Annotated in this window: 20 protein-coding genes; 2 read left to right on the top strand and 18 right to left on the bottom strand. The window is 40.8% G+C overall.

The window, feature by feature from the left end:
• Positions 1-7: 7 nt before the first annotated feature.
• The 18 genes from carA to Q0376_RS07370 form a co-directional block, all read right to left on the bottom strand.
• Complete coding sequence (gene carA, locus Q0376_RS07455; protein WP_298706025.1) at positions 8-1078, bottom strand: glutamine-hydrolyzing carbamoyl-phosphate synthase small subunit; 1071 nt, start codon at positions 1076-1078, stop codon at positions 8-10.
• Entirely contained in the window at positions 1075-2361 is a 1287-nt protein-coding gene (locus Q0376_RS07450) for a dihydroorotase (protein ID WP_298706022.1), read from the bottom strand. The genes carA and Q0376_RS07450 overlap by 4 nt, the downstream gene beginning before the upstream one ends.
• Positions 2345-3295: an aspartate carbamoyltransferase catalytic subunit gene (locus Q0376_RS07445; RefSeq protein ID WP_298706020.1), complete on the bottom strand. Its 951-nt coding sequence runs from the start codon at positions 3293-3295 to the stop codon at positions 2345-2347. Before Q0376_RS07445 ends, Q0376_RS07450 begins: the two co-directional genes overlap by 17 nt.
• 237 nt (positions 3296-3532) lie before the next feature.
• On the bottom strand, positions 3533-5653 hold the full coding sequence (locus Q0376_RS07440; RefSeq protein ID WP_298706018.1) for a TonB-dependent siderophore receptor: 2121 nt from the start codon (positions 5651-5653) through the stop codon (positions 3533-3535).
• Positions 5654-6035: 382 nt separating this feature from the next.
• Entirely contained in the window at positions 6036-6551 is a 516-nt protein-coding gene (locus Q0376_RS07435) for a flavodoxin family protein (protein WP_298706015.1), read from the bottom strand.
• A 27-nt stretch (positions 6552-6578) separates the two neighbouring features.
• A complete protein-coding gene (locus Q0376_RS07430; RefSeq protein WP_298706012.1) occupies positions 6579-7373 on the bottom strand; it encodes an ABC transporter ATP-binding protein in 795 nt (264 codons plus the stop codon).
• Positions 7370-8407, bottom strand: coding sequence for an iron ABC transporter permease (locus tag Q0376_RS07425; RefSeq protein WP_298706009.1), 1038 nt, complete (start codon positions 8405-8407; stop codon positions 7370-7372). Before Q0376_RS07425 ends, Q0376_RS07430 begins: the two co-directional genes overlap by 4 nt.
• Entirely contained in the window at positions 8391-9365 is a 975-nt protein-coding gene (locus Q0376_RS07420) for an ABC transporter substrate-binding protein (RefSeq protein WP_298706006.1), read from the bottom strand. Before Q0376_RS07420 ends, Q0376_RS07425 begins: the two co-directional genes overlap by 17 nt.
• A 67-nt stretch (positions 9366-9432) precedes the next feature.
• Complete coding sequence (gene hutW / locus Q0376_RS07415; protein WP_298706003.1) at positions 9433-11286, bottom strand: heme anaerobic degradation radical SAM methyltransferase ChuW/HutW; 1854 nt, start codon at positions 11284-11286, stop codon at positions 9433-9435.
• A gap of 55 nt (positions 11287-11341) precedes the next feature.
• On the bottom strand, positions 11342-11743 hold the full coding sequence (locus Q0376_RS07410) for a biopolymer transporter ExbD (protein ID WP_298705998.1): 402 nt from the start codon (positions 11741-11743) through the stop codon (positions 11342-11344).
• Positions 11744-12361 (bottom strand): MotA/TolQ/ExbB proton channel family protein, encoded by a 618-nt coding sequence (locus Q0376_RS07405; RefSeq protein ID WP_298705994.1) that lies wholly within the window; start codon positions 12359-12361, stop codon positions 11744-11746. It abuts the gene before it with no gap.
• Positions 12362-12603: 242 nt separating this feature from the next.
• Positions 12604-13815, bottom strand: coding sequence for an AraC family transcriptional regulator (locus Q0376_RS07400; RefSeq protein ID WP_298705991.1), 1212 nt, complete (start codon positions 13813-13815; stop codon positions 12604-12606).
• Between the two features lie 457 nt (positions 13816-14272).
• Positions 14273-15061 (bottom strand): energy transducer TonB, encoded by a 789-nt coding sequence (locus Q0376_RS07395; protein ID WP_298705988.1) that lies wholly within the window; start codon positions 15059-15061, stop codon positions 14273-14275.
• A 278-nt stretch (positions 15062-15339) separates the two neighbouring features.
• Complete coding sequence (locus Q0376_RS07390; protein ID WP_298705984.1) at positions 15340-16827, bottom strand: hypothetical protein; 1488 nt, start codon at positions 16825-16827, stop codon at positions 15340-15342.
• A gap of 245 nt (positions 16828-17072) precedes the next feature.
• Positions 17073-18014: a DNA-binding protein WhiA gene (whiA, locus tag Q0376_RS07385; RefSeq protein WP_298705982.1), complete on the bottom strand. Its 942-nt coding sequence runs from the start codon at positions 18012-18014 to the stop codon at positions 17073-17075.
• A gap of 208 nt (positions 18015-18222) precedes the next feature.
• On the bottom strand, positions 18223-19572 hold the full coding sequence (locus Q0376_RS07380; RefSeq protein ID WP_298705979.1) for a gluconeogenesis factor YvcK family protein: 1350 nt from the start codon (positions 19570-19572) through the stop codon (positions 18223-18225).
• 21 nt (positions 19573-19593) lie between these two features.
• On the bottom strand, positions 19594-20517 hold the full coding sequence (rapZ, locus tag Q0376_RS07375) for an RNase adapter RapZ (RefSeq protein ID WP_298705976.1): 924 nt from the start codon (positions 20515-20517) through the stop codon (positions 19594-19596).
• Positions 20518-20663: 146 nt separating this feature from the next.
• A complete protein-coding gene (locus Q0376_RS07370; protein WP_298705973.1) occupies positions 20664-21485 on the bottom strand; it encodes a Cof-type HAD-IIB family hydrolase in 822 nt (273 codons plus the stop codon).
• 298 nt (positions 21486-21783) lie between these two features.
• On the opposite strand from Q0376_RS07370, the gene Q0376_RS07365 reads away from it, so the two are divergent.
• Both Q0376_RS07365 and Q0376_RS07360 read left to right on the top strand, forming a co-directional pair.
• Positions 21784-22971 carry a recombinase family protein gene (locus Q0376_RS07365; protein WP_298705970.1) on the top strand — a complete coding sequence of 396 codons (1188 nt, stop codon included), beginning with the start codon at positions 21784-21786 and terminating at the stop codon, positions 22969-22971.
• Positions 22972-23170: 199 nt separating this feature from the next.
• On the top strand, positions 23171-23562 hold a 392-nt coding region (locus Q0376_RS07360), incomplete at its 3' end, for an S-layer homology domain-containing protein (protein ID WP_298705967.1).

Here is a 23562-nt window from a genome sequence, read left to right as displayed (position 1 = left end):
CCCTTTCCTATTTATGTGCATCCATTAATGCTTCAAATTCATCGAATAAGTACAAATTGTCAGTTGGTCCAGGAGATGCTTCTGGATGATATTGTACAGACATAATTGGCAAGGAATTATGTACCATGCCTTCTACTGTATTGTCATTTACACTGCGATGTGTAATGGTAACATCAGCATCTTTTAAACTATTCTCATCCACTGCATAGCCATGGTTTTGCGATGTAATATATACGCGACCAGTGCGAAGATCTTTAACGGGATGGTTAGAGCCACGATGGCCAAAACGCATTTTATAGGTGCTGCCACCATAAGCAAGGGCTAATACTTGATGGCCCATGCAAATGCCAAAGATTGGCTTTTTACCTAAAAGTTTCTTTACTTCAGCTACGGCAAAATCTAAATCTTGAGGGTCCCCAGGACCATTGGATAAGAAAATGCCATCTGGATTAACTTTTAGTATATCTTCCGCTTTTGTATCAGCTGGGAAGATTGTCAAACGGCAACCGCAAGCCTCTAAGGATTTCAAAATGCTTTCTTTTACACCAAAGTCATATACTGCTACATGATACTTCGCTTGGTCACTGCCGCGATAGCCTTCCCATTTAGTCGTTACGCGCATCACTTGGTCAGTTGGCAAGCTTTGCCCTAGTAAGGCATCAATGCGTTCTTGAGGCGTATTGATGGGGCAAATAACACCTTTCATAACCCCGTGGTTACGAATGCGACGCGTAATAGCACGCGTATCTACATCATATAAGCAAGGAATGCCATAGGAGCGAAGGTATTCTTCAAAGGTACCTTCATTTTGCCAGTTGCTAGGGAAATCACAAAGTTCCCCTACAATCATGCCACGGCAATATGGTGTTGGAGCCTGCGCAATGTTGCGATAGGTGCCATAATTACCAATTAAAGGATAGGTTAATGTAATAATTTGATCTGCATAGGATGGGTCTGTCAAAATTTCTTGATACCCTGTCATGCCTGTATTGAAAACAACTTCCCCTAAGATGGGTGCGCCACCGAGAAGTTGGCCTTCATATACACTACCGTCTTGTAATACTAATTTACCTTTCACTGGGTCACAACTCCCTCTTTCATAACAACTTCGCCATTTACAACAGTTAACTTAGCTTTGCCAGTCAATGTCATACCATCAAATGGACTTGTTTTGCCCTTTGTATAAAATTGATTGCAATCAACTTTCCATTCTTCATCAGTGCTAAATACAGTAATATCTGCCGCTTTCCCCACTTCGAGGATACCTGCATCAACGCCCATAATCTGCGCTGGTTTTACACTCATTAAGTTTACAATTTCATCTAATGTTAAAATGCCTGTTTTGTAGGTATGTGTAATAACGGCCGCCAACGAAGTTTCAAGGCCACTAAAACCATTAGGAGCACAGCAGAATTCCACGTCTTTTTCCTCTTCTGCATGTGGTGCATGGTCAGTAATAATGGCGTCAATGGTGCCATCTTTTACACCTGCTAATAAGGCTTCACGATGATCTTCGGAGCGAATTGGTGGTGCCATTTTAAAGGCTGGATTGTATTCTCGTAAGTATTCATCAGTAAAGGATAAATGCTGCGCTGTTACTTCACAAGTTACCTTAATGCCCTTTGCCTTAGCACGGCGAATTTGATCTACCGTATCTTTACTGCTTACATGGGCAATGTGAATATGACCACCAGTCATTTCAGCGAGGAGTAAATCCCGTGCTACCGCCATGTCTTCCGCTACAGCAGGACGACCTTTAACCCCCATTTGATAGGCTACAAAGCCTTCATGCATATGGCCTTCACAAGTAAGGCTCACTTCTTCTGCATGGTCGATAACGGGCTTATTAAACATGCTTGAATATTCTAATGCGCGACGCATGAAGGCAGCGCTTTCTACATAATGACCGTCATCAGAAAAGCCCACTACACCAGCTTCTGCCATGTCGCCCATTTCAGCTAGTTCCTTGCCTTGAAGGCCTTTACTTACGGCACCTATAAATTCTACTTTTACTACGCCTGTAAGCTCCGCTTGTTTGCGAAGACCTCGCACAAGGGCTGCATTATCTACAACCGGTTTAGTATTAGCCATCGTAGCTATACGAGTGAAGCCACCAGCAGCTGCTGCTTGGGTGCCACTATGAAAATCTTCCTTCGCTTCCTGACCTGGTTCACGAAGATGGGTATGCATATCAATAAGACCTGGCGCCACAATGAGGCCTGTGGCATCATATACGTCAGCACCTTCAGCACTTAAATTTTGACCTATAGCGGCGATATGACCGTCCACTACTAAAATGTCTGCTATTTCATGTTGTTTTCCAGGGTTTACAACCGTACCACCTTTAATCAGCAAGCTCACTGCCGTCACCTCCAACAATAGTTAAGTATAATACTGCCATGCGAATGGCCACGCCATTACGAACTTGTTCTTGAATTACTGATTCATCGCTATAAGCTACATCATGAGCAATTTCAAGACCACGGTTCATTGGGCCTGGATGCAATACCATAACATCGTCTTTCGCTTCTTTTAAAACATTTTTATTAATACCAAAAATGCGTGCATATTCACGATTTGTTGGATATAAAGCAGAGTTAATTCGTTCTAGCTGGATGCGAAGTACATTGACTACATCAGCATCTTTTAAGGCTTCTCGTACATCATGATGAACGATTACGCCCATTTTTTCCATTTCTGGATACACTAATGTGCGAGGACCTACTAAGTGCACATGAGCGCCCAATTTAGTAAAGCCATAAATGTCAGAGCGCGCTACACGGCTATGCATAATATCGCCAGCAATAACAATTTTTAGCCCTTCTAAACTTCCTTTGCGTTCCATAATGGAGTATATATCAAGTAACGCTTGCGTTGGATGCTCATGAGCACCATCACCAGCATTGATAATAATTGGAACAACTACTTTAGTCGCATACAGTGGTGAGCCTTCAGCGCTATGGCGCATTACGATGGCGTCAGTGCCCATATAGGACATGGTGAGTAAGGTGTCGCGGAAGCTTTCACCTTTTGCCATGGAACTACCACTTTTAGAAATATTAATGACATCAGCACCTAAATACTTACCTGCTAATTCAAAGGAGCTTCTCGTACGAGTACTATTCTCCATAAATAAGTTGATAATGGATTTCCCCTTTAGTAAGGGATGTTTCTTATCATCGGAAAGAACAATTTTTTTCATTTTTTTGGCTACTCGTAAAATGAGTTCAATCTCTTCTCTTGAGATATGCTCAAGTCCTAGAAGATGCTTGCCCTTTAAACTTACTTGTCCCATTGTCAGCCTCCTAACTGATATCAAAAAAGACCTTTTGCCAGAGGCAAAAGGTCTATAGCAGACGTAGTGATATACCCATGGCCACACGGGTTCCTACTATGTTCCTTTACTAGCCTCACAGGACTAACTTAAAAGGTTTAGTTAAAACAAACAGTCTCTCGTACTGTTTTTGCTGTTTCTTACCTCTTTATTTTACCTGCCAACCTGAAGGCTGTCAAGGTAAAACGCAAGAGGACTTTAGAATTTCATCTCCGCCCCCACGCGCCAGATGCGGCCATACATATTAAGGTCATCTACTTTTTTGTCAAAGATATTATTCACTGCTACAAAGGCAGAGAATTCTTTATTAAATTTTCGTGTTAAGGACGCATTAAAGGTATTGTAAGAGTACAAATTGTAGCCATTGCCACGGTGGCCCGATGCTGGACTGTAGGCATAATCATGAGTGAATGTATTCCAAAGAGATGCACTATAGCCTGTGTCTTTATTGTCGTCATATACAAGCTGTACCGTAGTCACAGATTTAGGTCGATTCAACAAGCGATCGCCGGTGCGCGCGTTGGTGGCATCAATATAATTATAGGTAGCTTTCGCTGTTAAACGGTCAGAGAATGTATACCCATAAGTTAATTCCACACCATTAATTTCAGCTTTATTAATATTTACATAATCTGCATGAATCACGCGTGTCATAGGGTCCGTCCATTGATTGTAATCAATGAGATTGCTAATTTTGTTGTTATAATACGTGGCTTTAGCAAAGGATTTACCCCATTCCCCTTCTAAGGACAAGTCATAATTGACTGATTTTTCTGGTTCTAAATTAGGATTCCCATTTACATTTACCATAATAGGCCCTGGACTATGCCACATATTCATATAAAGTTCTGATACAGTTGGCGCTTTATAGGCACGACCATAATTAGCTTTAAAACGGAAATTATCTTTAATACTATAGTTCAAGCCAATATGAGGGGATACATTGGAGCCAAAGGAATCACTATGTTCATAACGGAGTGATGATTGTAACATCAATTTATCCGTCACTTGCCAAGTATCTTCAATAAAGGCTGCATAGGAATTAATATCATGGGCTTCTTGATTTTTTACACCACCGGCACTCGCTTGACCACCAAGACGTGTACCGGAGTAATATACACGACGATATTCCCCACCAAAGGTCAAGGTATGGTCATCATTTACATACATCGTATTCTGTGCATCTGTTACCCAAGTATAATATTTAGCACGGTCATAATCTGAACCTGGATATAGACGCTCCATCATTTGCTGCGCTATCGGTGAAAATCGTCCTAAGAAGGAGAAGTCAGCACTATTACTCATGTCATAGTCTTTTTTTAGTTGACTATAATAAGTGCGTACCATGTAATCATTTTTCTCAGTCTTCCCAGTGTAGGTAAGGCCTAAACCATAGCCAGTATTATCGTAATGCTCCACCTTATCCTTTTGTTGGTCATATATCATGCCCCGTTGAATGCCCTGCTGATTAGCCAATTCAGTACGCAAATGTTCTTTAAAATAATTGGCATCAAAACGCAATTTGTTTTTATTAGCATTTTCAAAATCATATTCAGCACTCAAGTCAAAATTTTGACGCGTACCAAACATATACCGATTATAATCGTCCACCCCTACTGCTGTGGCCGATGGTGCCACATATTGATGAATATTAATAGGTCTTACTTTAGTGAACTGCTCCCCTGTAGTCAAACTCCAACGACCCTGTTTTCCTGAATCATAACGGTAGTAATTATTTACTTGACGAGTTCCTGTGTTAACGCCCACAGTTACACCTTCTGTATCAGGCACTTTTGTAATAATGTTAATAACACCACCCATAGCATCCGAACCATAGAGTGAACTGGTAGCACCGCGCACAATTTCAATGCGGTCTACTGTATCAAGGCTCATACGCCCTAAGGTATACACATTGGCTGTGCTATCCGTATCTTCCCCGGCCAAGCGCTTACCATCTACTAAAATAAGCGTATGTTTTGTATCCATACCACGGAGCATTACCTGGTTGCCTGTCATAGACGACTCAGATAAATTTAAATTATCCGCTAATTGTAAGGCACTCACCACATCAGTAGCCCCCATATGTTTAATATCTTCATTCGTAATCACTTCTACGGCTTGAGGTGCCGCTTTAATCGTTTCGGCCATCTTTGATGCGGTTACAACAATGCGGTCAGTCTGTTGCACCCTCTCACTCTGTTGCAACTGATTTCCTAGTTGTGCCCCTTCATTCATTACACCATTCCCAAATACAGGTGCCGTAATACTTGCCAATACCAACGTGCTTAACACAAGTTCTTTTGTCTTTACCTTATACATAATCGTACTCCTTACACACAACACACAAAAATTTCATCTTTATTAAGAACTTGTCTTAGATTACACAAAATCACTTGGTAAATATAAAAAGACATAATAAATAAGCCCCTTATGACAGTCTAGACATGGTATAACATCCCCATATTGCAAACTAAAGCAATACAAGAAATATACCGTCTTTTATGTATTAGGTCCTTACCTATTATGTCTCTTATTAAAAATATGTTCACTATAACAAACAAATTATTCAGTACTATTTTGCAACTCCTTATCGAGCACTGTTTTACAATTACCTATTGAGCACTGTTTTACAATTGCCTATTGAGCACTGTTTTGCAATTCCCAAAAGAGGCCTAAAACTGATAGTACTATCGATTGGATCTTAACCCAACTTTGCCAAAACATCCTTTGCAAAAGCTTGTGCATTTTGAAGGTCTGTCGCATCTGGATGAGATGCAGCTTGTTTATGACGCTCCTCACGCTCTGGCGTGCGTCCATGAGGATGACCGTCAGGGAACATTTTAAACATCATCTCAATGACCTTAGGATCTACTTTGCCTTGGCACATAAAAGTTCCCACTGGTTCCTGACCATTAGGCAATAGCTTAGTTGCGGCTACCATCGTTTCCTTCGCATGAGGAAGCATTGGTGGCACACCTAAAGTAGCAAAGAGTGCTACATGCTTTGCATTTAATTTAGTGAGCATGGTCTGTGCTTCCTTATTAGCATTCCCTTGGTCAGCCCAAAAGCCCATAAATACAAGATCATACTCAGACACATCAGTTGGTGCTTCTTTAACTGGCACACAAGCTGTGCCTTCTGGCAACATCTTAACGATTGCTTCCGCCACTTGTTTTGTATTCCCTGTACGAGATGAGTAAATAACAATACTTTTCATTAATACAACTCCTTTTCTATATTAACTTTATACAATTTCACCATAGGGCACACAAAGGGTATGTGCCTCCCCCTCTATTTGAAGGGTAGTAAATAGCATTTTTACATCATATAATTTGCTTAGCACCGCTTCATTAAAAATGTCAGGCACCGCCCCATCAGCTACAATCTGCCCTTTTTTAACAGCAATCAAGCGATGGCTAAAATGCGCCGCATGATTCAAATCATGAAGCACCATAATTACCGTAATACCTCGTGTTTTATGAAGCTTCACCACTAGTTTCATAAGTTCTAATTGGTAACGCACATCTAAAAATGTAGTCGGTTCATCCAGCATCAAAATGTCGGGTTCTTGCGCAATGGCCATAGCAAGCCAAGCTCGTTGCCGCTCACCACCAGATAAATCACGCAATGGCCTATGTTGTAAATTTACTAAGCCCGTTTCCTCTAATGCAGCCTCCACGGCTGCTACATCAGCATCTTTTAGAGAACTAAATGCATTCTGATACGGTAGTCGTCCACATTTTACTAAATCGCGAACCGTCATATCTTGCGGCGCTTGCGCTGATTGTGGCAACATGGAAATAATGCGTGCCACCGCCTTAGCATTCATGTGATGAATATTTTTACCATCTAATAAAACGGTGCCACCCATGGGCTCTAAGAGCCGCCCTAGAGTCTTTAGTACCGTGGATTTACCGGACCCATTAGGACCAATAATACTCACGATTTCAGGCTTTTGAAAGGTCAAATTTACCCTTGCACCTACGGTCCGTTCGCCATAGCCGATGCGACCTTGTTCAATCTGTAATGTTCGTGTCATCCTCGGCTCCTCCGTTTCAAGAGATATAAGAAAAATGGCGCTCCTAAGAAGGAGAGAAAAATGCCTACCGGTATTTCCATAGGACTAAATGCCGTGCGGGCAAATGTATCAGCACCGACTAATAAAGCCGCTCCAAACACAGCCGATGCAGGCAATAAATATTCAAAATCTGAGCCCACAATAAGGCGCATAATATGTGGCACAATAAGGCCTACAAAGCCCAATAGTCCCGCCACACTTGCTGATGAAGCAGCTAAAATAGCCGCTAAGAAAATCAATATAAAGCGTGTACGTTTTAAATTAATTCCTAAACTCAAGGCCACTTCATCGCCCATTTGCAGGGCATTTAATTTACGATAATTCCATAAAGTACCTAAGAGGCCAATGACACTATACGGGAGTGCAATCCACACATAGGACCAACGCGCCCCCGCAAATCCGCCAGCGAGCCAATTCACAGCGCCTTGAATGCGGTCTGGAAAGGCAACCCATAGTGCTGTCGTACCACCACCGAAGAAGGCTGCTACAGCAACGCCTGCTAAAATAAGCCGCAAAGGATTAATACCGCGATTCCAAGCCAGCAAAAACACAATGGCCAAGGCCACTAATGCACCTACAAAAGCAGCTAGAGGTACCCAATAAATAAAGGCAGGTGCTAAAATCATCACTGCCATAGCGGCCACACCAGCACCGGCCGTAACGCCAATAATGCCAGGGTCAGCTAAGAGATTATGCAATACACCTTGCAAAATACAACCTGCCAAAGCTAAATTCATGCCCACTAAAGCAGCACAAATAACCCGTGGCAGTCGCAAATAATATACTATGCGCTCCGTATCGCTTGTTCCTTGCCCCTGTATGAGCAAGAGTAATTCATGCAATGTAAGGGGAATGGCCCCATACAAAATGCCCGCCAGAGCCACAACAAGTAAGAGCAAACCTGTTCCAGCATAGGCTAATTTTCTTCGTCCATAACGGGCATCCTGAAGTATCAACTCGTCTTTTGAAGACACTAGGTCACGCTGATTCATCATAAGGGACCTCCTTTCCATATAAATCCTTATACATAATATCCAAGGCTTCGTTAATTGGCGTCCCTGGATTTAAGGCAAATAACCCGCCTGATAGATAGTAAATGCGACCACTTTTAACGGCAGCCACATCTTGCCACGCAGAACTTTCTAGCATATCCCGCTTAAAGGTTTCAATACTATCTGGTTTGGGTGTCATGGAAATGAAGAATATGACTTCTGGATTTTCCTTTATGATGAACTCCATACTTAGAGGCACATAATCACCAACAGCAGAACTATCCGCATCAGCAATATTATAAGCGCCTAAGGTCTTTAATAAGTTACCACTAAAGGATGTATTCGTGGCCATGCTAAAGCTTCCAGGGGACCCGAAGATTATGAGGGACCGAGGCCCCTGTTCCTCTTTAGCCAAAGCCACTACTTTATTATAATGATCTTCTGCGCGTTTGGCTGTTACATTGGCAACATCTTGGTGATCCGTCAGTTCTCCAAAAAAACGCAATGTATTTACTACATCGTCATAGGTATTTAAGTTATTAATATAAAGAGGAATATTTGCCTGACTCAACATATGCCTCAAATTAGTATTAAAAGGTACATTAACGCCGATAACTAAGTCCGGATGCATGCCGATAATCGCCTCTACACTAGGACTATGAAGACTTCCAATAGAGGGTACATCTTTAGTAGCATTCAGTAAGTCTTTTGAGTAATAGGACGATTTAGGCTTGCCCACTACCTCACCGCCAACAGCGTAATACATATCAAGATTGGCTATATTTAAAATAACGACCCGTTTCGGATGGGTGGGAATTTGAATCTCTGTCCCCGTTCCATCCACAACAGTCCTCATAGGTACAATCTGAGTCGACTCTTGGTCATGAAATTGCATCCAACCAGCTAAAAAGGCTAAACAAATAATGACTATACCCACGGGAATCATTAAATATCGCTTCAAACCATCACCTCACTTTCCTTTTAGCTCTTATTTGCTTTTTAAAGATTACTTACTATTTAAAGATTACTTACTTTTTAACATGGCCCATAGGGCATGCACTAGGATGACCCGCCATAGCTGTTGACTTATACATGCCTTGCGTATCCTCTAGCTCCTTTGCCATCGGCACTGATTGCTTAGCAAATTGTGCCTCTGCCCTATAAGAATGAGGCCCTGTTACTGCACTTATAGGATGACCACCTAAATGGCCTTTCGGTACACCTGCTGGATGAGCATTACCATGAGGGTGTCCACCTAAATGGCCTTTCGGTACACCTGCTGGGTGAGCACTACCATGAGGGTGTCCACCTGGATGCCCTTTCGGTACACCTGCTGGATGAGCACCGCCATGAGGATGACCACCTGAATGTCCCTTCGGTACACCTGCTGGATGAGCACTGCCATGAGGATGCCCACCTGGATGCCCCTTCGGTACACCTGCTGGATGAGCACCGCCATGAGGATGTCCACTTACTTTGCCTGCATTTTGTGCTGCAATTTTTTCTTTCATCATAACAGATTCGCCAGTCAAAATATATTGTGCCATTTCAATAGTAGACTGTGTCAAATTCACATGCCAAAACTCGCCAGCTAAGGTCAATTTATACATAACACCATTAAAAGTACAAAGACCTCGTTCACACCACAAATCAAAGAGCCAAGTCAATTCACTTAACCGTTCATCAAAGGCAATGAGCGGTCGCATATCAAAATGTCCTTGTTCTAACTGAGACACAATACGATTGACCATCTCTTGCAATGGCGATTGTTTCATCAATACCATAAATGGTTTTTGGCCGGCCTCAACCATGGCCTCATAAGGGCCAAGCGCACGATGAAGCATAGTCATATACCCCTCTAAATTGCCACCGGCACCACAGCCAAATGGTAACATCGGATAGCCACTCTTAGCCATGGTGTTATATAAACTACGCTCTCGCGGTGAACGGCTCCAATGGGCCGCGCTTAATCGCTTAAAATTATAAGCATCTACAAATTCTCGAGCCATAGCAAACATTTGAGCCTGCTCACGTGTAGTAGCGGCTGGTGAAATACGGCCTTTTTGAATTTGCTTATTTAAATCACTATTTTCAAACACATTTAGCTGATATAAATCCATGCCATCAATAGGCGCCGTTTCTAAAATTTTTAAATCTTCCATCCATTTTTCTGGTGTTTGATCTGGCAATCCATAGATTAAATCTACAACCAAAGAGCATTGATTATATTCTTTAATTGCTGCCAACCGCTTTAATATGGTCTCTTGGTCGTCTAAACGCCCTAATTGCCGACGAATGTCCGTATGAAAAGACTGCACTCCTAAGGACATGCGATTCACACCATGAGAAAACCAAGCGTCCATTTTTTCAGGCACCACATCATTAATACGGCCTTCTAAAGTCAATTCGTAATCATTAGCTAAGGGAAGACAATTTTTTATAGTCTTAAGTAAGCGTGCCACATTGTGAGCCGACAAGGAAGTCGGGGTGCCACCGCCGATAAATACAGTTTGAATTAAGCCGTCTTTAACACGCCGATGCGTCGCATCATGTTCTAATTCCTCAATGAGCAAGTCAATATAGCGATCTTCTGCGGACTGGTTAGCAGCATTTTGAAAAAATCCACAATATAAGCATTTTGTCTGACAAAATGGAATATGAATATACGCTGATTGAGGCTGCCCTTTAAAAGGCTCTACCTCCATCAATTGGGCCCAAGTCGTTTGAGCCTCTTCAGGGCTCAAAGGTCGACCGTTTAAACCGGCATGAACCACTCGTTTAGCATCAAATGCCTCCATAAGTGGATTGTCCGTAGGGCGCCCAAATTGCATAATCCGCTCGTCTTCAGACATGCGAGCAAATAATTCTTCAGGTTTCATCATAAATTTGATTCCTTTCATGTATTGATACTACGTTTCATAAAACGTTCAATCGCTGTTATTTATTGGTGGCTCCAATAGAAAATTTCTTAATCCCTGCACTGCGCACCATATCCATAATAGCTACGACTTGACCATGAGATGACCGCGCATCAGCTTGTAAAATAACGGCCAACGCCGGATTTTCCTTGGCCTTAGTCGCTAGTACAGCTCTTGCATCATCGGCACTAAGAGCATTTGAATCAATAACAATATGACCTGCTGTATCTAATGTTATTATAACAGGAACTTGTTTCTGTGTCTGTGCCGCTTGTGCCGTTGGTAGCTGCACATCTAGGGATTTTTGAGTTACCGTTTGTAAGCTATTCATCATAAAAAAGACGAGTAAGAAAAATATAATATCAATCATAGGCACAATCATAAACATTGGTTTTTGTTTAAGACCTAATTCTTTAAACATTTATACCCACTCCTTCTTTAAACCATTTACCACCATGGCACAAGTTTTTTCAGAATCCACAATAAAATGTGTTAAACGATGACTAAAATAGGTATATACAATAAAAGCCATAATCGCCACACATAAGCCCGTGGCCGTCGCAATAAGAGCTTCCCCAATACCACCAGTGATAGCGGCGGCACCGCCACCATTATCGAGAACGCCAAAAGTACCAATCATTCCCGTCACAGTTCCTAAGAGTCCTAGCAAGGGCGCTACGGTAACAATAGCGCTTAAATAATCTAAATATCGTTTAAACGAAGACATCTCTAAAGTCATTTGCTCCATAAAGCTATTCTTTATATTTGATTCTGACTCTCGACTGCGTAGCCCTGCTTGTAGCACCCGACTTAAGGCCGATGGATATTGCGTACAAAGCTCATCTACAGTGTGCCAGTCATGGGACTTGATGCTATGATAAATGCCATGAGTCAAGCCCTTCACTTGGCGCGTATTATGCTTAAAGTAATACCACCGCTCTATGGCAATGGCTATAGTCACTAATGACAAAAACAACAGTGGATACATGACTAAACCACCTGTTATAAATAAATGAATTACATACACTATGGCATCCATTGTTTACCTCCTCATACTACTTTATACCCTGCATCTAAATGATAACAAAATCCAATTTCATTAAACTACCCCAAAGCGCTCACTAGACTCCATTAAGACAAAGAATTTATCTTTCCTTATAAAGTATCAAACGAACTACTCCATAACAAAGCTCTAAAAGCCAGCGACGCTAGGAAGAATGGTTCATAACTATATAGGTTAAGGTAAAATGTCCAACACTGAGAACTCTATAAGACACAATGTTATGAAACACGATGTTGCAATCGATACTCTCTAGGATTACAACCCATAACCTGCTTAAATGCGCTAGAAAACTTACTACCATTTTCATAGCCCCACCGGTTTGCAATAGTTAAAATCGTATCATCAGACGCCACCAATTCATTAGCAGCGGCACGCATACGACAGCGTTTTACATACTGATAAATAGTAATGCCATACACACCTTTAAAACAGCGCTTCAACGCTGTCATAGATAGACGATGCGTAGCTGCCAATTCTTCAATCGTATAGTGCCGACTTAAATCATTTACAATTTTGTCATGAATCGTCTTAATCAGATCGACCTGAGATTTTTCAAAATACACGCGCTCATGATGCTCCACGCAGGTCAAGGTCCCTAGAAGAACAAAAATCTCTATACATTTAACTCGTAAAAATACATCCGGTAATACAACTGGTACCTTATAGAAGTCTAAGAATAACTCTTTTAATCGTCCATCATCACTAATAAGTCCAAAATCTCGATTGATACAAAAGCGATTGCATATGGCTTGCAAGTCAATGCGCCCACTACCTACAAAAGTATCCACTGCCGCTTGGGCCCGCGGTAAATGAACCGCCAAGGATAAGCCCTTATAAAAGCCAGAGGGAAAATAAGAGGAATGACGATACCCATCACTTTTTTTCCAGCCAATAGACACATCGCCCCGATTCATGTACAGGCATTTGCCATTTTCAAAGGCACACTCAATGCGTCCATCTTCACAAAAATGAATTTCAAACAAGCCTACTAAGGAGCTAGCTGTGTGAGTAATACGCTCCATTACTACATCATTGTAAACCAGTTCAACTCCATCGAATATGCTGTAGCTTGCCATCTTTGCATGACCTGCCTCAGAGCTGTGTTCATAAACCTTATGCGTTTGCAACACGTCTAATAGCCGAGTCCCTTCATCCTGTACTTTATCCCTAATGGACTCCATATATGCTCTACTCGTATCCAAACTTAAATCTTGAATCTTGTCTTGACCTTGATTCTTATCTTTACCTTGTATCTTGTCTTGACCTTGATTCTTATCTTTACCTTGTATCTTGTCTTGACCTTTGTTCATACTTAAATCCCTATTAGTATCCATACTAATATCACCAAGCTCACTCATGCTGAAATCCTCGCTCTTATTCATACTTAAATCCCGGTTCTTAACCATACTTAACTCTCTATTCTTAACCATACTTAAATCGTTACTCCTCTTTATGTGATACCAACTCGTAAATATCCTCTTGTCCCTACAGTTTTTTACCAAAATATCTACAAAAAAAGACCTTCCCATACGTACCCTACATAGATTCTTAAAAATCTATATACTGTACCTACAGAAAGGTCTACTAAAACCATTGGTCATTTATAATTGCTATACTTCATGCGCTGTGTATACTTCACTCATCTCATACTTCATATGTAATGTGACTTATTTATTCTTAGACTAAATCCTTGCTATGTCTTTGTCATTACAGATGATATAAGAAAATGGCTCCATTTAGAGCCATTTCATTATACTGTTTATGATAATAATTGTCAATAATTCTATTATAAGCCCTTAACTTCTTATAAGTCTGAGACTGCATCTATCTCTTATAATCAGAATCTATCTGAATCTATCTGAATCTATCTCAATCCCTTATCAACGCTTAATCAGTTAATCTAAAACTAATCGGCACATCTATTGTTTGAGCTACACCACTTTCATTGGGATACGGCGTTGCCTGTTCCACTGCCTTTATGGCGGCCCGATCTAAAAGGGTCGTTCCGGAAGAACTTACAATATAAGCGGATATTAAATTTCCTTCCCCATCTAGCTCAACTCGGACCGTCGCATCCCCTTCCATACCACGCTTAATAGCTTGCGCTGGGTACGATTTTTGGCTATTCACAGCACTCCAAAAACCATCACCATCAAAATAACCGCCAGCTCCTTCAGCACTGCCCGAACCATCACCAACACCTTCGCCTTGACCACTACCAAAGCCATCACCAGTACCAGTTCCCTCACCAAGCCCTGTACCAGCCCCCTCTCCAGCGCCTGCAACGCCATTCCCTTCACCCACACCAGTACCTGATGCAACAGCTAATGTACCACTTCCAGGCGTAGCGCCATAAGCCGGTGCCGTAGTTTCTGCTAACGTATGGCTCGATGTACCACCGCCCGCTTCACCATTTCCTCCGCTAGCTGTACGTCCTACACTCCCTTGTAAGTTCTCCATTCGCTGATTTAGCACATCCTGCGCTAAGGGTGGCGCAAAATGTACCGCTTCAGCCTGTACAACCTGATCCATCTGGACAGATAAGTCAATTTCATACGCTTCATTTTGCATGGATTGACTCATTTGCCAGCCTATCAGTCCGATTACACTCCCCAAAATTATATGAAATGCTATGGAGCCTATGGCTGCTTTTCGCCACGAAAAAACTTGTTCCATTTATACCACCTTATATCCCTTGTATCCCTTTAAGCTTTTAACTATTTACATAATATGGCTATTCGTACGAAAAATAGCACACGCTTTTCTCTTGAGAATATCCCTCAATAAGATAATATTAACAAGGAACGCTTTTTACTTCTGCTCCAAAAAGTTAATTAAATATAAAAACAGGAGATATACGCTGCTATCTCCTGTAATCAATATATTTTATAGTTCTGTATTGCCTATTTGCATTTTTTATGCTTCTACTTTATTTCGTCTCTTATATTCCTCAGTTACTTTTTATGTTTCAATGGAATCAATAAGAATTGCACAGGCAGATTAGACGCCCCTGCTGGAATAAACTGAATATTCAAGGTTTGTCCACCTTTAAAGGTATCTAAATACTGCGTATCATAAATAGTACCATTACCTAAATATGGTGCCGCCGTATTTGGCACAGTGTACACATCTGTTTGGTCTCCATAAGTCAAACGGAAGGAACCAGAATAAGCGCCACCTAATGGATTAAAATATACTGCAAATTCATCAGTACCAATAGTTGGAATCGACACCATATAAGTTACACCATAATTACCACGATTAGTAACCATTAAATTGTTCGTCAATTCATCAACACCGGATACAAATGGATCTTCTCGGTCATTAGCCACCATAATAGATACTGGACCAAGCAATGTATCATACGGTTGGCAAAGCATTAAACGACGCTGTGCCCCATAATAAGTACCACGCAATTCAACCTCATCTAAGGGTAATGTTTCGGCAATAATAGCCCCATTGAGAGCGGGCATATCATGGGGAAGCATCATAACCTTAGTCCATACAGGACCGTCTGTAGTAAAATCGACAATCCCTGAAGTTAATTGGTCTTTAAGAACAAGAATCTTATCGAGCTTAGGGAATAAATCAATGCGCCCCAATGCTGGAACCTCATAAGTAGCGACTACCGTTTCATCCATATGAGCCCGTTTATTTAAAACTTTTTGATTATAGTGAATTTGCGATTTTATTTGTTTATACCGTTCTTTATCCACTACAAGCTGTACCTTACTATTACTGGACGCGCCAATATCACTACTACTGTCTGTACCATTAACTTGACTGCCTTGAATGGATGTATTTTCCTGAGTGGAGGCACTGTCCTGAGTGGCGTCGCCAGAATTCACAGTATCACTCACCGTGGCCTCTTCAAATTCAGGAACGGAACCAAAGGTAAAGCGTTTCTGTTCTTTTTCGTCCCCCTCTGATTTAATAGGCACGCCTGCAGACACTAAAGAGCGCACATGCTGATTAGCTAGCTTCCATTTGTAATTACCTTCAATCATAGGCGTAGTTAACTCTTCTTGAGAGAGTTCGCGACCCACTGCAAAATAGTCTGCATTAGGCGTAGCATAAATAGCCCTATGAACAGTAACTTTAACAGGCTTAGTGTCCTTATTTTCTAACACAATGGCCATCTTTTGGGGTGTATCCATTTCATTTACATGATAATAATACACACGCCCCGTACCATTGACGGTGCCCGCTGCTACAATGCCGCTTTTTTGTACATATTCCGGACTATCAGAAAAAATTAATGTATCTTTTTCTTCAGTTAATACGGCTGGCAAAGGTGTTAAATTTGTCGTATCCCAATCCACTGTAGTGGGAGGTGCCCCAAATACCATGGATACGCCGCGAAGCCACACTGCACTCGCTAGGGCTAACCATTTATAACGTTTTCCTACAGAACCTGCATATTTAGTGACAAAATTTTTCACGATAACGACATCCTATCTTCCACACTCACACTTACACCATAAGGCCATGGTGTAATATGTATAACTACCCTTTGAAGATGTCTAAATTCTTCTATTAGTAAAATGCCCATTAAAATTGATAGGTACTGGAAGAATTCGCCTGCCCCTCCAGTTCAAAACTACACTCCTAATTGCATTTATAAAAAAAATTTAGTACATTCTATACTTATATTATACTATATTCATTACATTTTAGCATTAGCCATTTACACTTCATCAAGTCCTAAAGGCTCATATTCAAGGGCCATTTTTTCTAATTTTCTAAACCGATGGCCAATACCTGATTTTGATAAATGACCCCCCATCATATCAGATAATTCTTGTAAACTCGCATCAGGATTATCTAACCGCGCTTGCGCTACTTCTAAGAGCTTAGGCGGCAAATCACTGAGTGGTTGATGTCGTTCTATAATACGAATTGATTCGAGCTGTCTCACCGCAGCATTCACAGTTTTTTGTAAATTAGCAGTCTCACAATTCACTTGGCGATTAATCTGATTGCGCACATTTTTTACAACCCGCACCGTTTCAAACGCCATCAACGCTGATTGTGCCCCCATAATTTGCAAGCAACCCGTTACAGAATCGCCTTCTTTAATGTACACTACATACTCTTCTTTTCGTTCTGTCATGCGTGCCACAATGTGAAAAAGACGCAGTACACGCACGATGGTTTCGGCAAGTTTTTTGTTGCCCATCATAAACTCCAAGTGATAATCGCTTTCTGGTTTATTTACAGATCCACCGCCTAAAAACGCACCACGTAAAAAAGCACGTCGCGTCTCCATGGTAGTTAGCCAATCTTCAGGTATATCTGTATCCATAGGCCATAAAGCTAAGTCTTCTAGAGCCGCCTTCCCCTCTATAGTGGGGTCCACCATCAAGGTGTAGACATTTTTCTTTCGTAAATTAAGACCACGCCGTATGAGCACCGACGTATGCAAGGCATAATGAGCACGCAATATAGATAATACACGCCTTGCTACAGCATTATTAGCCGTAGCTAAGCGAATGCCGACACGACCTTGACTCCCCAATAAAAGGGAGCCCCCCATGCGGAGCAAACAAGATGCTTCCACCTTTGCAGACAAAGCCGTTTCATTTTTAAATTGACACAGTTCATTTTTTACATCTTCTGCAAATGACATTTAATGCCCCCTCTCTTTTACTCTCTTTATTAATATAATTAATATACGTATCAACCGTCTCGTACTGAATCATGTATCAAGCTTACCATTACTGATTAGCTTAGCAGTCTTCTCGTTACTAATTAGCTTATCAATTTTCTAGTTACTGATTAGCTTATCAATTTTCTAGTTACTGATTAGTCTATTGCGTTTCTAGTTACTAATTCGGTTATCGATCTTCTCGTTTTAAATAATATTCTAATATTTGTGGATCTAACCCGGACTGTAAGGCGTAAATTACATCCATTACAACTTTGGCCAAGCGCTTAGAATCATGTACGGCTGTTTCTGGATGTTCCAGTAAACTAGCACGAACTGTTCGTACCCCTAATTCATCCAACCGGTCCATATCCACCTTTACAGGCTCTGCGCCGACTGCTTTGTATTTGGCAATAACAGACTCATCAAAAGGCACATCATTAACAAGAACTGTATCGATTAAATCAGGGCCTCCCACACGCTGCAAGGCCGCCACATGATCGCCTGCCGTATACCCATCTGTCTCACCAGGTTGCGTCATAACATTACATATATAAAATTTAGGCGCTTTAGTCGCCTTAATATGGTCCGCAATCTTATCAATAAGCAAATTAGGCATAACACTAGTATACAAGCTGCCTGGGCCTAAAATAATTGCATCGGCCTCATCAATAGCCCTCAAGGCCGCCCCTTGTGGCTTTGGTAAGGCTGGTTCAGTGAATAGGCGTTTAATCCGTTTATGGACAGTTGGAATTTGACTTTCCCCTTCCACAATGGTACCATCTTCCATTTCTGCAATAAGTGAAATATTTTCAATAGAAGCAGGAATAACACGACCTTGCACTTTTAAAATCTTACTAGCCGCTTCAAGCGCCTTATCCACATCAGCATCGAGAACTTGAGTTAATCCGGTTAAAAATAAGTTCCCAAAACTATGTCCTGCTAAATCCCCTACACCACCGAAGCGATAACGAAATAACTGTTCCATAAGGCCTTCTTTTTCCGCTAAGGCCACTAAACAGTTACGTAAATCGCCAGGAGCAATCATTTTAAAATCTTCTCTAAGACGTCCTGAAGAGCCCCCGTCATCTGCAACAGTAACAATAGCGGTCAAATTGGACGTGTGTTTTTTCAGCCCCCGAAGTAATGTAGATAAACCTGTGCCACCACCAATAACTACAACCTTAGGACCTTTAGCCATGCGGATATTTTCAAAAATATAATCCCCTACCTTATCAGTATCAGAAGGAATAATAGCTTTCACCACGGCACGCCCAACTTGACGTGTGCCGATGACCATCAAAATAATCCCCACTAAAATACTAATAACACCCATAGTTGCGAGCACAGTGTAATCATAGGCCCCCGTTAGTTCAAAGACCATTAACAAAAATAAATCTTCAAAATAGGAAAGCCATTGGTAATTTAACATCAATGCGACGCCAGCAATGACAAATAACATGCCAAGTCCAAATACGACGAGCCAACGTTTGAGTTTCAAGCCTGGTGTTAACCATCTAAATCCAGACATATGTATCATAAGATTCTCCCATCTACGGACTTATTTAACTTCCTCTGCCGTCACTTCACGAGGATTATAATCTTCCTCTACACTATTTTTAAACATATCACGATGCTCTATGGATGCGCGATACCCTAAAGTTTCTACGTGCTTAAACAGCGCCTCTGCCATAGCTACACTGCGATGCATGCCTCCAGTACAGCCAATGGCCACAACAAACTGACTTTTCCCTTCTTTTTCATAATTAGGTAGTAAAAAGTCCATAGTGCTAAATAGGGTACTTAAAAATTGTTCTGTTACGTCAAAAGAGTAAATATAGGAATTAACCTCTGGGACGCGGCCCGTTTTATGACGAAAATCTGGATTATAATATGGATTTGGCAAAAAGCGTACATCCCACACCATGTCTGCATCAAGAGGAATACCATGTTTAAACCCAAAACTAACCACCGATACAGAAATCCCCTGTTCTTTGCCATCTAATTGAGAGAACTTCTTGCGCAAATACGATTTCAATGCACTGGTCTTCATATTTGTGGTATCAATAATATAATCCACCTTAGGTCGAATGGAATCTAAGATTTTTCGCTCTTGTTGAAGCCCTAATAAAATGCGTCCATCTGGAGCCAACGGATGGCTACGACGGGATTCCTTATAACGACGCACCAAGGTTTCATCAGTAGCATCCATAAATACAATTTCATAAGGAACTTTCATCTCTTTAAGCGAATTCAAGGCGTCAGATAAGCTTTCAAAGAATTCGCCACCACGAATGTCCACTACTAAGGCCACGCGATTGGTTTTATCGCCGGCCTGACGACAGAGATTACTGAACTTAGGAATTAATACTGGTGGCAAATTATCCACACAGAAAAACCCCATATCTTCCAATGCCTGCATAACCTGAGTTTTGCCGGCTCCAGACATACCAGTTACAATAAGTAAACGAAAATTGCCTTCCACAATATAACTCCTTTCCATTCATCTCACGAAGAGACTTAAAGTTACATACTATATACAGGATAGAGGACCAATTAATAGTCCATAATCAATTTATAGTCCATAATCAGTTTATAGTCCATAATCGATTTATAGGTCTTTATACCCCACTAATTAGTTAGTACATGAGCTTCAATCCATTTAGCCACGCCATCAACTTCATTAGCTTCACAAATTTCATAGGCCAAAGCTTTTACCGGTTCTTCTGCATTAGCCACCGCCACAGCAGTGCCTGCATAGGTAAGCATAGGCACATCATTTTCTGAGTTCCCAAAGGCTACGACTTGATCCGCCGTTAAACCCAATTCATCCACCATTTGACGCAACGCATTGCCCTTGGTACTATTAGTCCCATTAATCTCTAAGAAATTCACCTTACTGCGCACAATTTCTAAGGCATTGCCAAATCGTTCGTTCAGTGTAGCCCCGATATGAGCCAAAGTGTCCCCATCATTTATAAACAGTAGCTTATTAGGCCCTTTTTTAGTTGTATATATATCATCGCCTACAAACACGGCCTTAGCCCCTGTATTGCGTTCGTACAATTTAGATTCCTCAGTTTCATGATGAACTAAGAGTACATCATCTACATAGGACTGTACATACCATCCATGTTCTTTCGCTAATGCTAAAATTTCATTCGCCACAGCTGGTTCAATGACGCGCTCCCAAATAATTTCACCGGACTCAATGCGTTGAATCAATCCTCCAGAAAATAAAATCATAGGTAAATCACCAATGCCCAGTGTCAGTCCTACCGGCCTTGCAGTCTGATACATGCGCCCCGTAGCAATCACAATATGAATGCCTGCTGCCTGCGCTCGTTGCAATACATTACGGGTATAGTCCGAAATCGTGTTATCATCACGAAGTAAGGTATCATCCAAATCAATGGCTAATAATTTTATATCTTTATTCATATCTTTATTCATATATTTCCTCATAACGCCATAGGGCTTAAAAATATTAATATTTATTATTTAAGTATACCATATATAGGGCCAATTTGTGTTACTATAAAAGTGCCACCATACATGCATTAGTAAATCCGATGTTAGTTTATTTCGTAGCCCAAACCGAAGCCTTTCATAAAGTAGTTCTTTCTTTATGACAGCTATCCCATGCGTATGTTTTATTCAATTTGTAAAATCCATGTCATATGAGGAAAGGAGGTTGTCGAAGTATTCATCCTAACTATTAACAACTTCTAGGATTTCGACAAAATTATTTATGAAACGAGTTGCTCTTTATATTAGAGTTTCAAACGAAGAGCAAAGTATGCACGGTTACTCACTTCAAGCACAGGAGAATAGATTACGCGAATATGCTACTACTCACAACTATTGCATAGTAGATTGTTATCGTGATGAAGGTATATCAGCTAGAAGTTGCCCTGGTCGAAGAAAAGAATTTTCTAGAATGCTAACACATGTCAAACAAGGGCGTATTGACTGCATTTTATTTATTAAACTAGATCGCTGGTTTAGAAATGTATCTGATTATTATACATATCAGTCCATATTAGATACATATGGTGTAGAGTGGGAGCCCACTGAAGAGGATTATAATACGAATACGGCTCAAGGGCGTTTATATTTAAATATAAAATTGTCCATCGCCCAAAATGAATCTGATACTACATCAGAACGTATACATTTTGTTTTTTCTGACAAGAAAAATCGACGGGAAGCCATCTCTGGTAAATTACCCTTAGGTTATAAAATTGAGGGTAAGCGCATTACCCCTAATGAGTTTGCCCCCATTGTAAAATCGATTTTTGAATATTATAAAGATTGTGGCTCTATAAGGCAAACACAGCAATTTTTACAAGCCGCCTATCAAATACGGCGTTCCTACCCTGCCATGACGAAATTGCTTCGAAATACGAAGTACATAGGCACCTTTTATAATATAGACCACTATGCACCGCCCCTGATTTCCCAAGACCTTTTCGACGAAGTACAACGCATTTTGAATGGTCGAAATCAAAGACTCACCGGCAAAGAGAATGCATTTTTATTTGCTGGACTGCTCCGCTGTCCAGTATGCAATCACTCATTAGTGGGGCTTGCTCGTCACTATAAAACAAATAAGTATATGTATTATCAATGCCCCAATGCTATTCATAATCCCCTTCAATGTAGTAACAAAACACTCTATAAAGAAACATACATAGAGGACGCCCTTCTTAAGGTATTACCTATTTTATTAAAGAAGTATTTTATCCCTCACAAATCTAAAGAATCATCATTTGTGCTCAATCATCAAAATTATAGGCAATGGTCAAATATGACAAAAAAATCATATTGGCAATATTGTATTGAATCTATCATACTGCCCCTCATTAAAACAAAAGTAAAACACACAGCCTATACACTTCCTTTTAAAAGTATAAAATTAAAAGACAGTTTCTTATGACCAATGAAGGTAAATTAGCATATTAAAGCTGGCTTCTTATAATTGGTCAGATTAAATTAAGCAATACTATAATAATGTATTTTGCAAGACCCAAAATAGAAAATAAATTTGTGTGCATTTTAACAAATAGATTGATAAACCAATAGATGTTTCTCATCAAAACGAATTTTCAATAATTGTACCCTAAGGGGTAATTACAATGAAAAAACGTTTTGCAACTATGCTAGCAGCAACTGCTGTATTAGGCGTAACAACTGCATTCGCAGCAAATCCTTTCTCTGATGTAACTCCATCTGACTGGGCATACCAAAGCGTAGCTCAATTAGCTGAAGCTGGTGTAATCAATGGTTATCCAGATGGCACTTTCAAAGGCCAAAACAACATCACTCGTTACGAAATGGCTCAAATGGTAGCAAAAGCTATGGCTAACCAAGCTCGTGCTAACGCTGAACAACAAGCTTTGATCAACCGTTTAGCTAACGAATTCGCTAGCGAATTAAACAACCTTGGCGTACGTGTATCTGCTTTAGAAGATAAAGTAGGCAACGTAAAAGTAACTGGCGACGTTCGTCTTCGTTACCAAGGTTCTGA

It is taken from the genome of uncultured Veillonella sp. (assembly GCF_937981445.1).
GTDB lineage: Bacteria > Bacillota > Negativicutes > Veillonellales > Veillonellaceae > Veillonella_A.
Note: the sequence above shows the minus strand (reverse complement) of the source record. Positions and strands in the feature narration are given on the sequence as shown.

Excerpts from the sequence above, each read along its gene's own strand:
- whiA (WP_298705982.1), bottom strand. The coding sequence starts at position 18,014 with ATGTCATTTGCAGAAGATGTAAAAAATGAACTGTGTCAATTTAAAAAT.
- Q0376_RS07400 (WP_298705991.1), bottom strand. The coding sequence starts at position 13,815 with ATGGTTAAGAATAGAGAGTTAAGTATGGTTAAGAACCGGGATTTAAGT.
- Q0376_RS07435 (WP_298706015.1), bottom strand. The coding sequence starts at position 6,551 with ATGAAAAGTATTGTTATTTACTCATCTCGTACAGGGAATACAAAACAA.
- Q0376_RS07425 (WP_298706009.1), bottom strand. The coding sequence starts at position 8,407 with ATGATGAATCAGCGTGACCTAGTGTCTTCAAAAGACGAGTTGATACTT.
- hutW (WP_298706003.1), bottom strand. The coding sequence starts at position 11,286 with ATGATGAAACCTGAAGAATTATTTGCTCGCATGTCTGAAGACGAGCGG.
- Q0376_RS07395 (WP_298705988.1), bottom strand. The coding sequence starts at position 15,061 with ATGGAACAAGTTTTTTCGTGGCGAAAAGCAGCCATAGGCTCCATAGCA.
- Q0376_RS07410 (WP_298705998.1), bottom strand. The coding sequence starts at position 11,743 with ATGTTTAAAGAATTAGGTCTTAAACAAAAACCAATGTTTATGATTGTG.
- Q0376_RS07430 (WP_298706012.1), bottom strand. The coding sequence starts at position 7,373 with ATGACACGAACATTACAGATTGAACAAGGTCGCATCGGCTATGGCGAA.
- Q0376_RS07440 (WP_298706018.1), bottom strand. The coding sequence starts at position 5,653 with ATGTATAAGGTAAAGACAAAAGAACTTGTGTTAAGCACGTTGGTATTG.
- Q0376_RS07445 (WP_298706020.1), bottom strand. The coding sequence starts at position 3,295 with ATGGGACAAGTAAGTTTAAAGGGCAAGCATCTTCTAGGACTTGAGCAT.
- Q0376_RS07405 (WP_298705994.1), bottom strand. The coding sequence starts at position 12,361 with ATGGATGCCATAGTGTATGTAATTCATTTATTTATAACAGGTGGTTTA.
- Q0376_RS07370 (WP_298705973.1), bottom strand. The coding sequence starts at position 21,485 with ATGAATAAAGATATGAATAAAGATATAAAATTATTAGCCATTGATTTG.
- Q0376_RS07380 (WP_298705979.1), bottom strand. The coding sequence starts at position 19,572 with ATGATACATATGTCTGGATTTAGATGGTTAACACCAGGCTTGAAACTC.
- Q0376_RS07365 (WP_298705970.1), top strand. The coding sequence starts at position 21,784 with ATGAAACGAGTTGCTCTTTATATTAGAGTTTCAAACGAAGAGCAAAGT.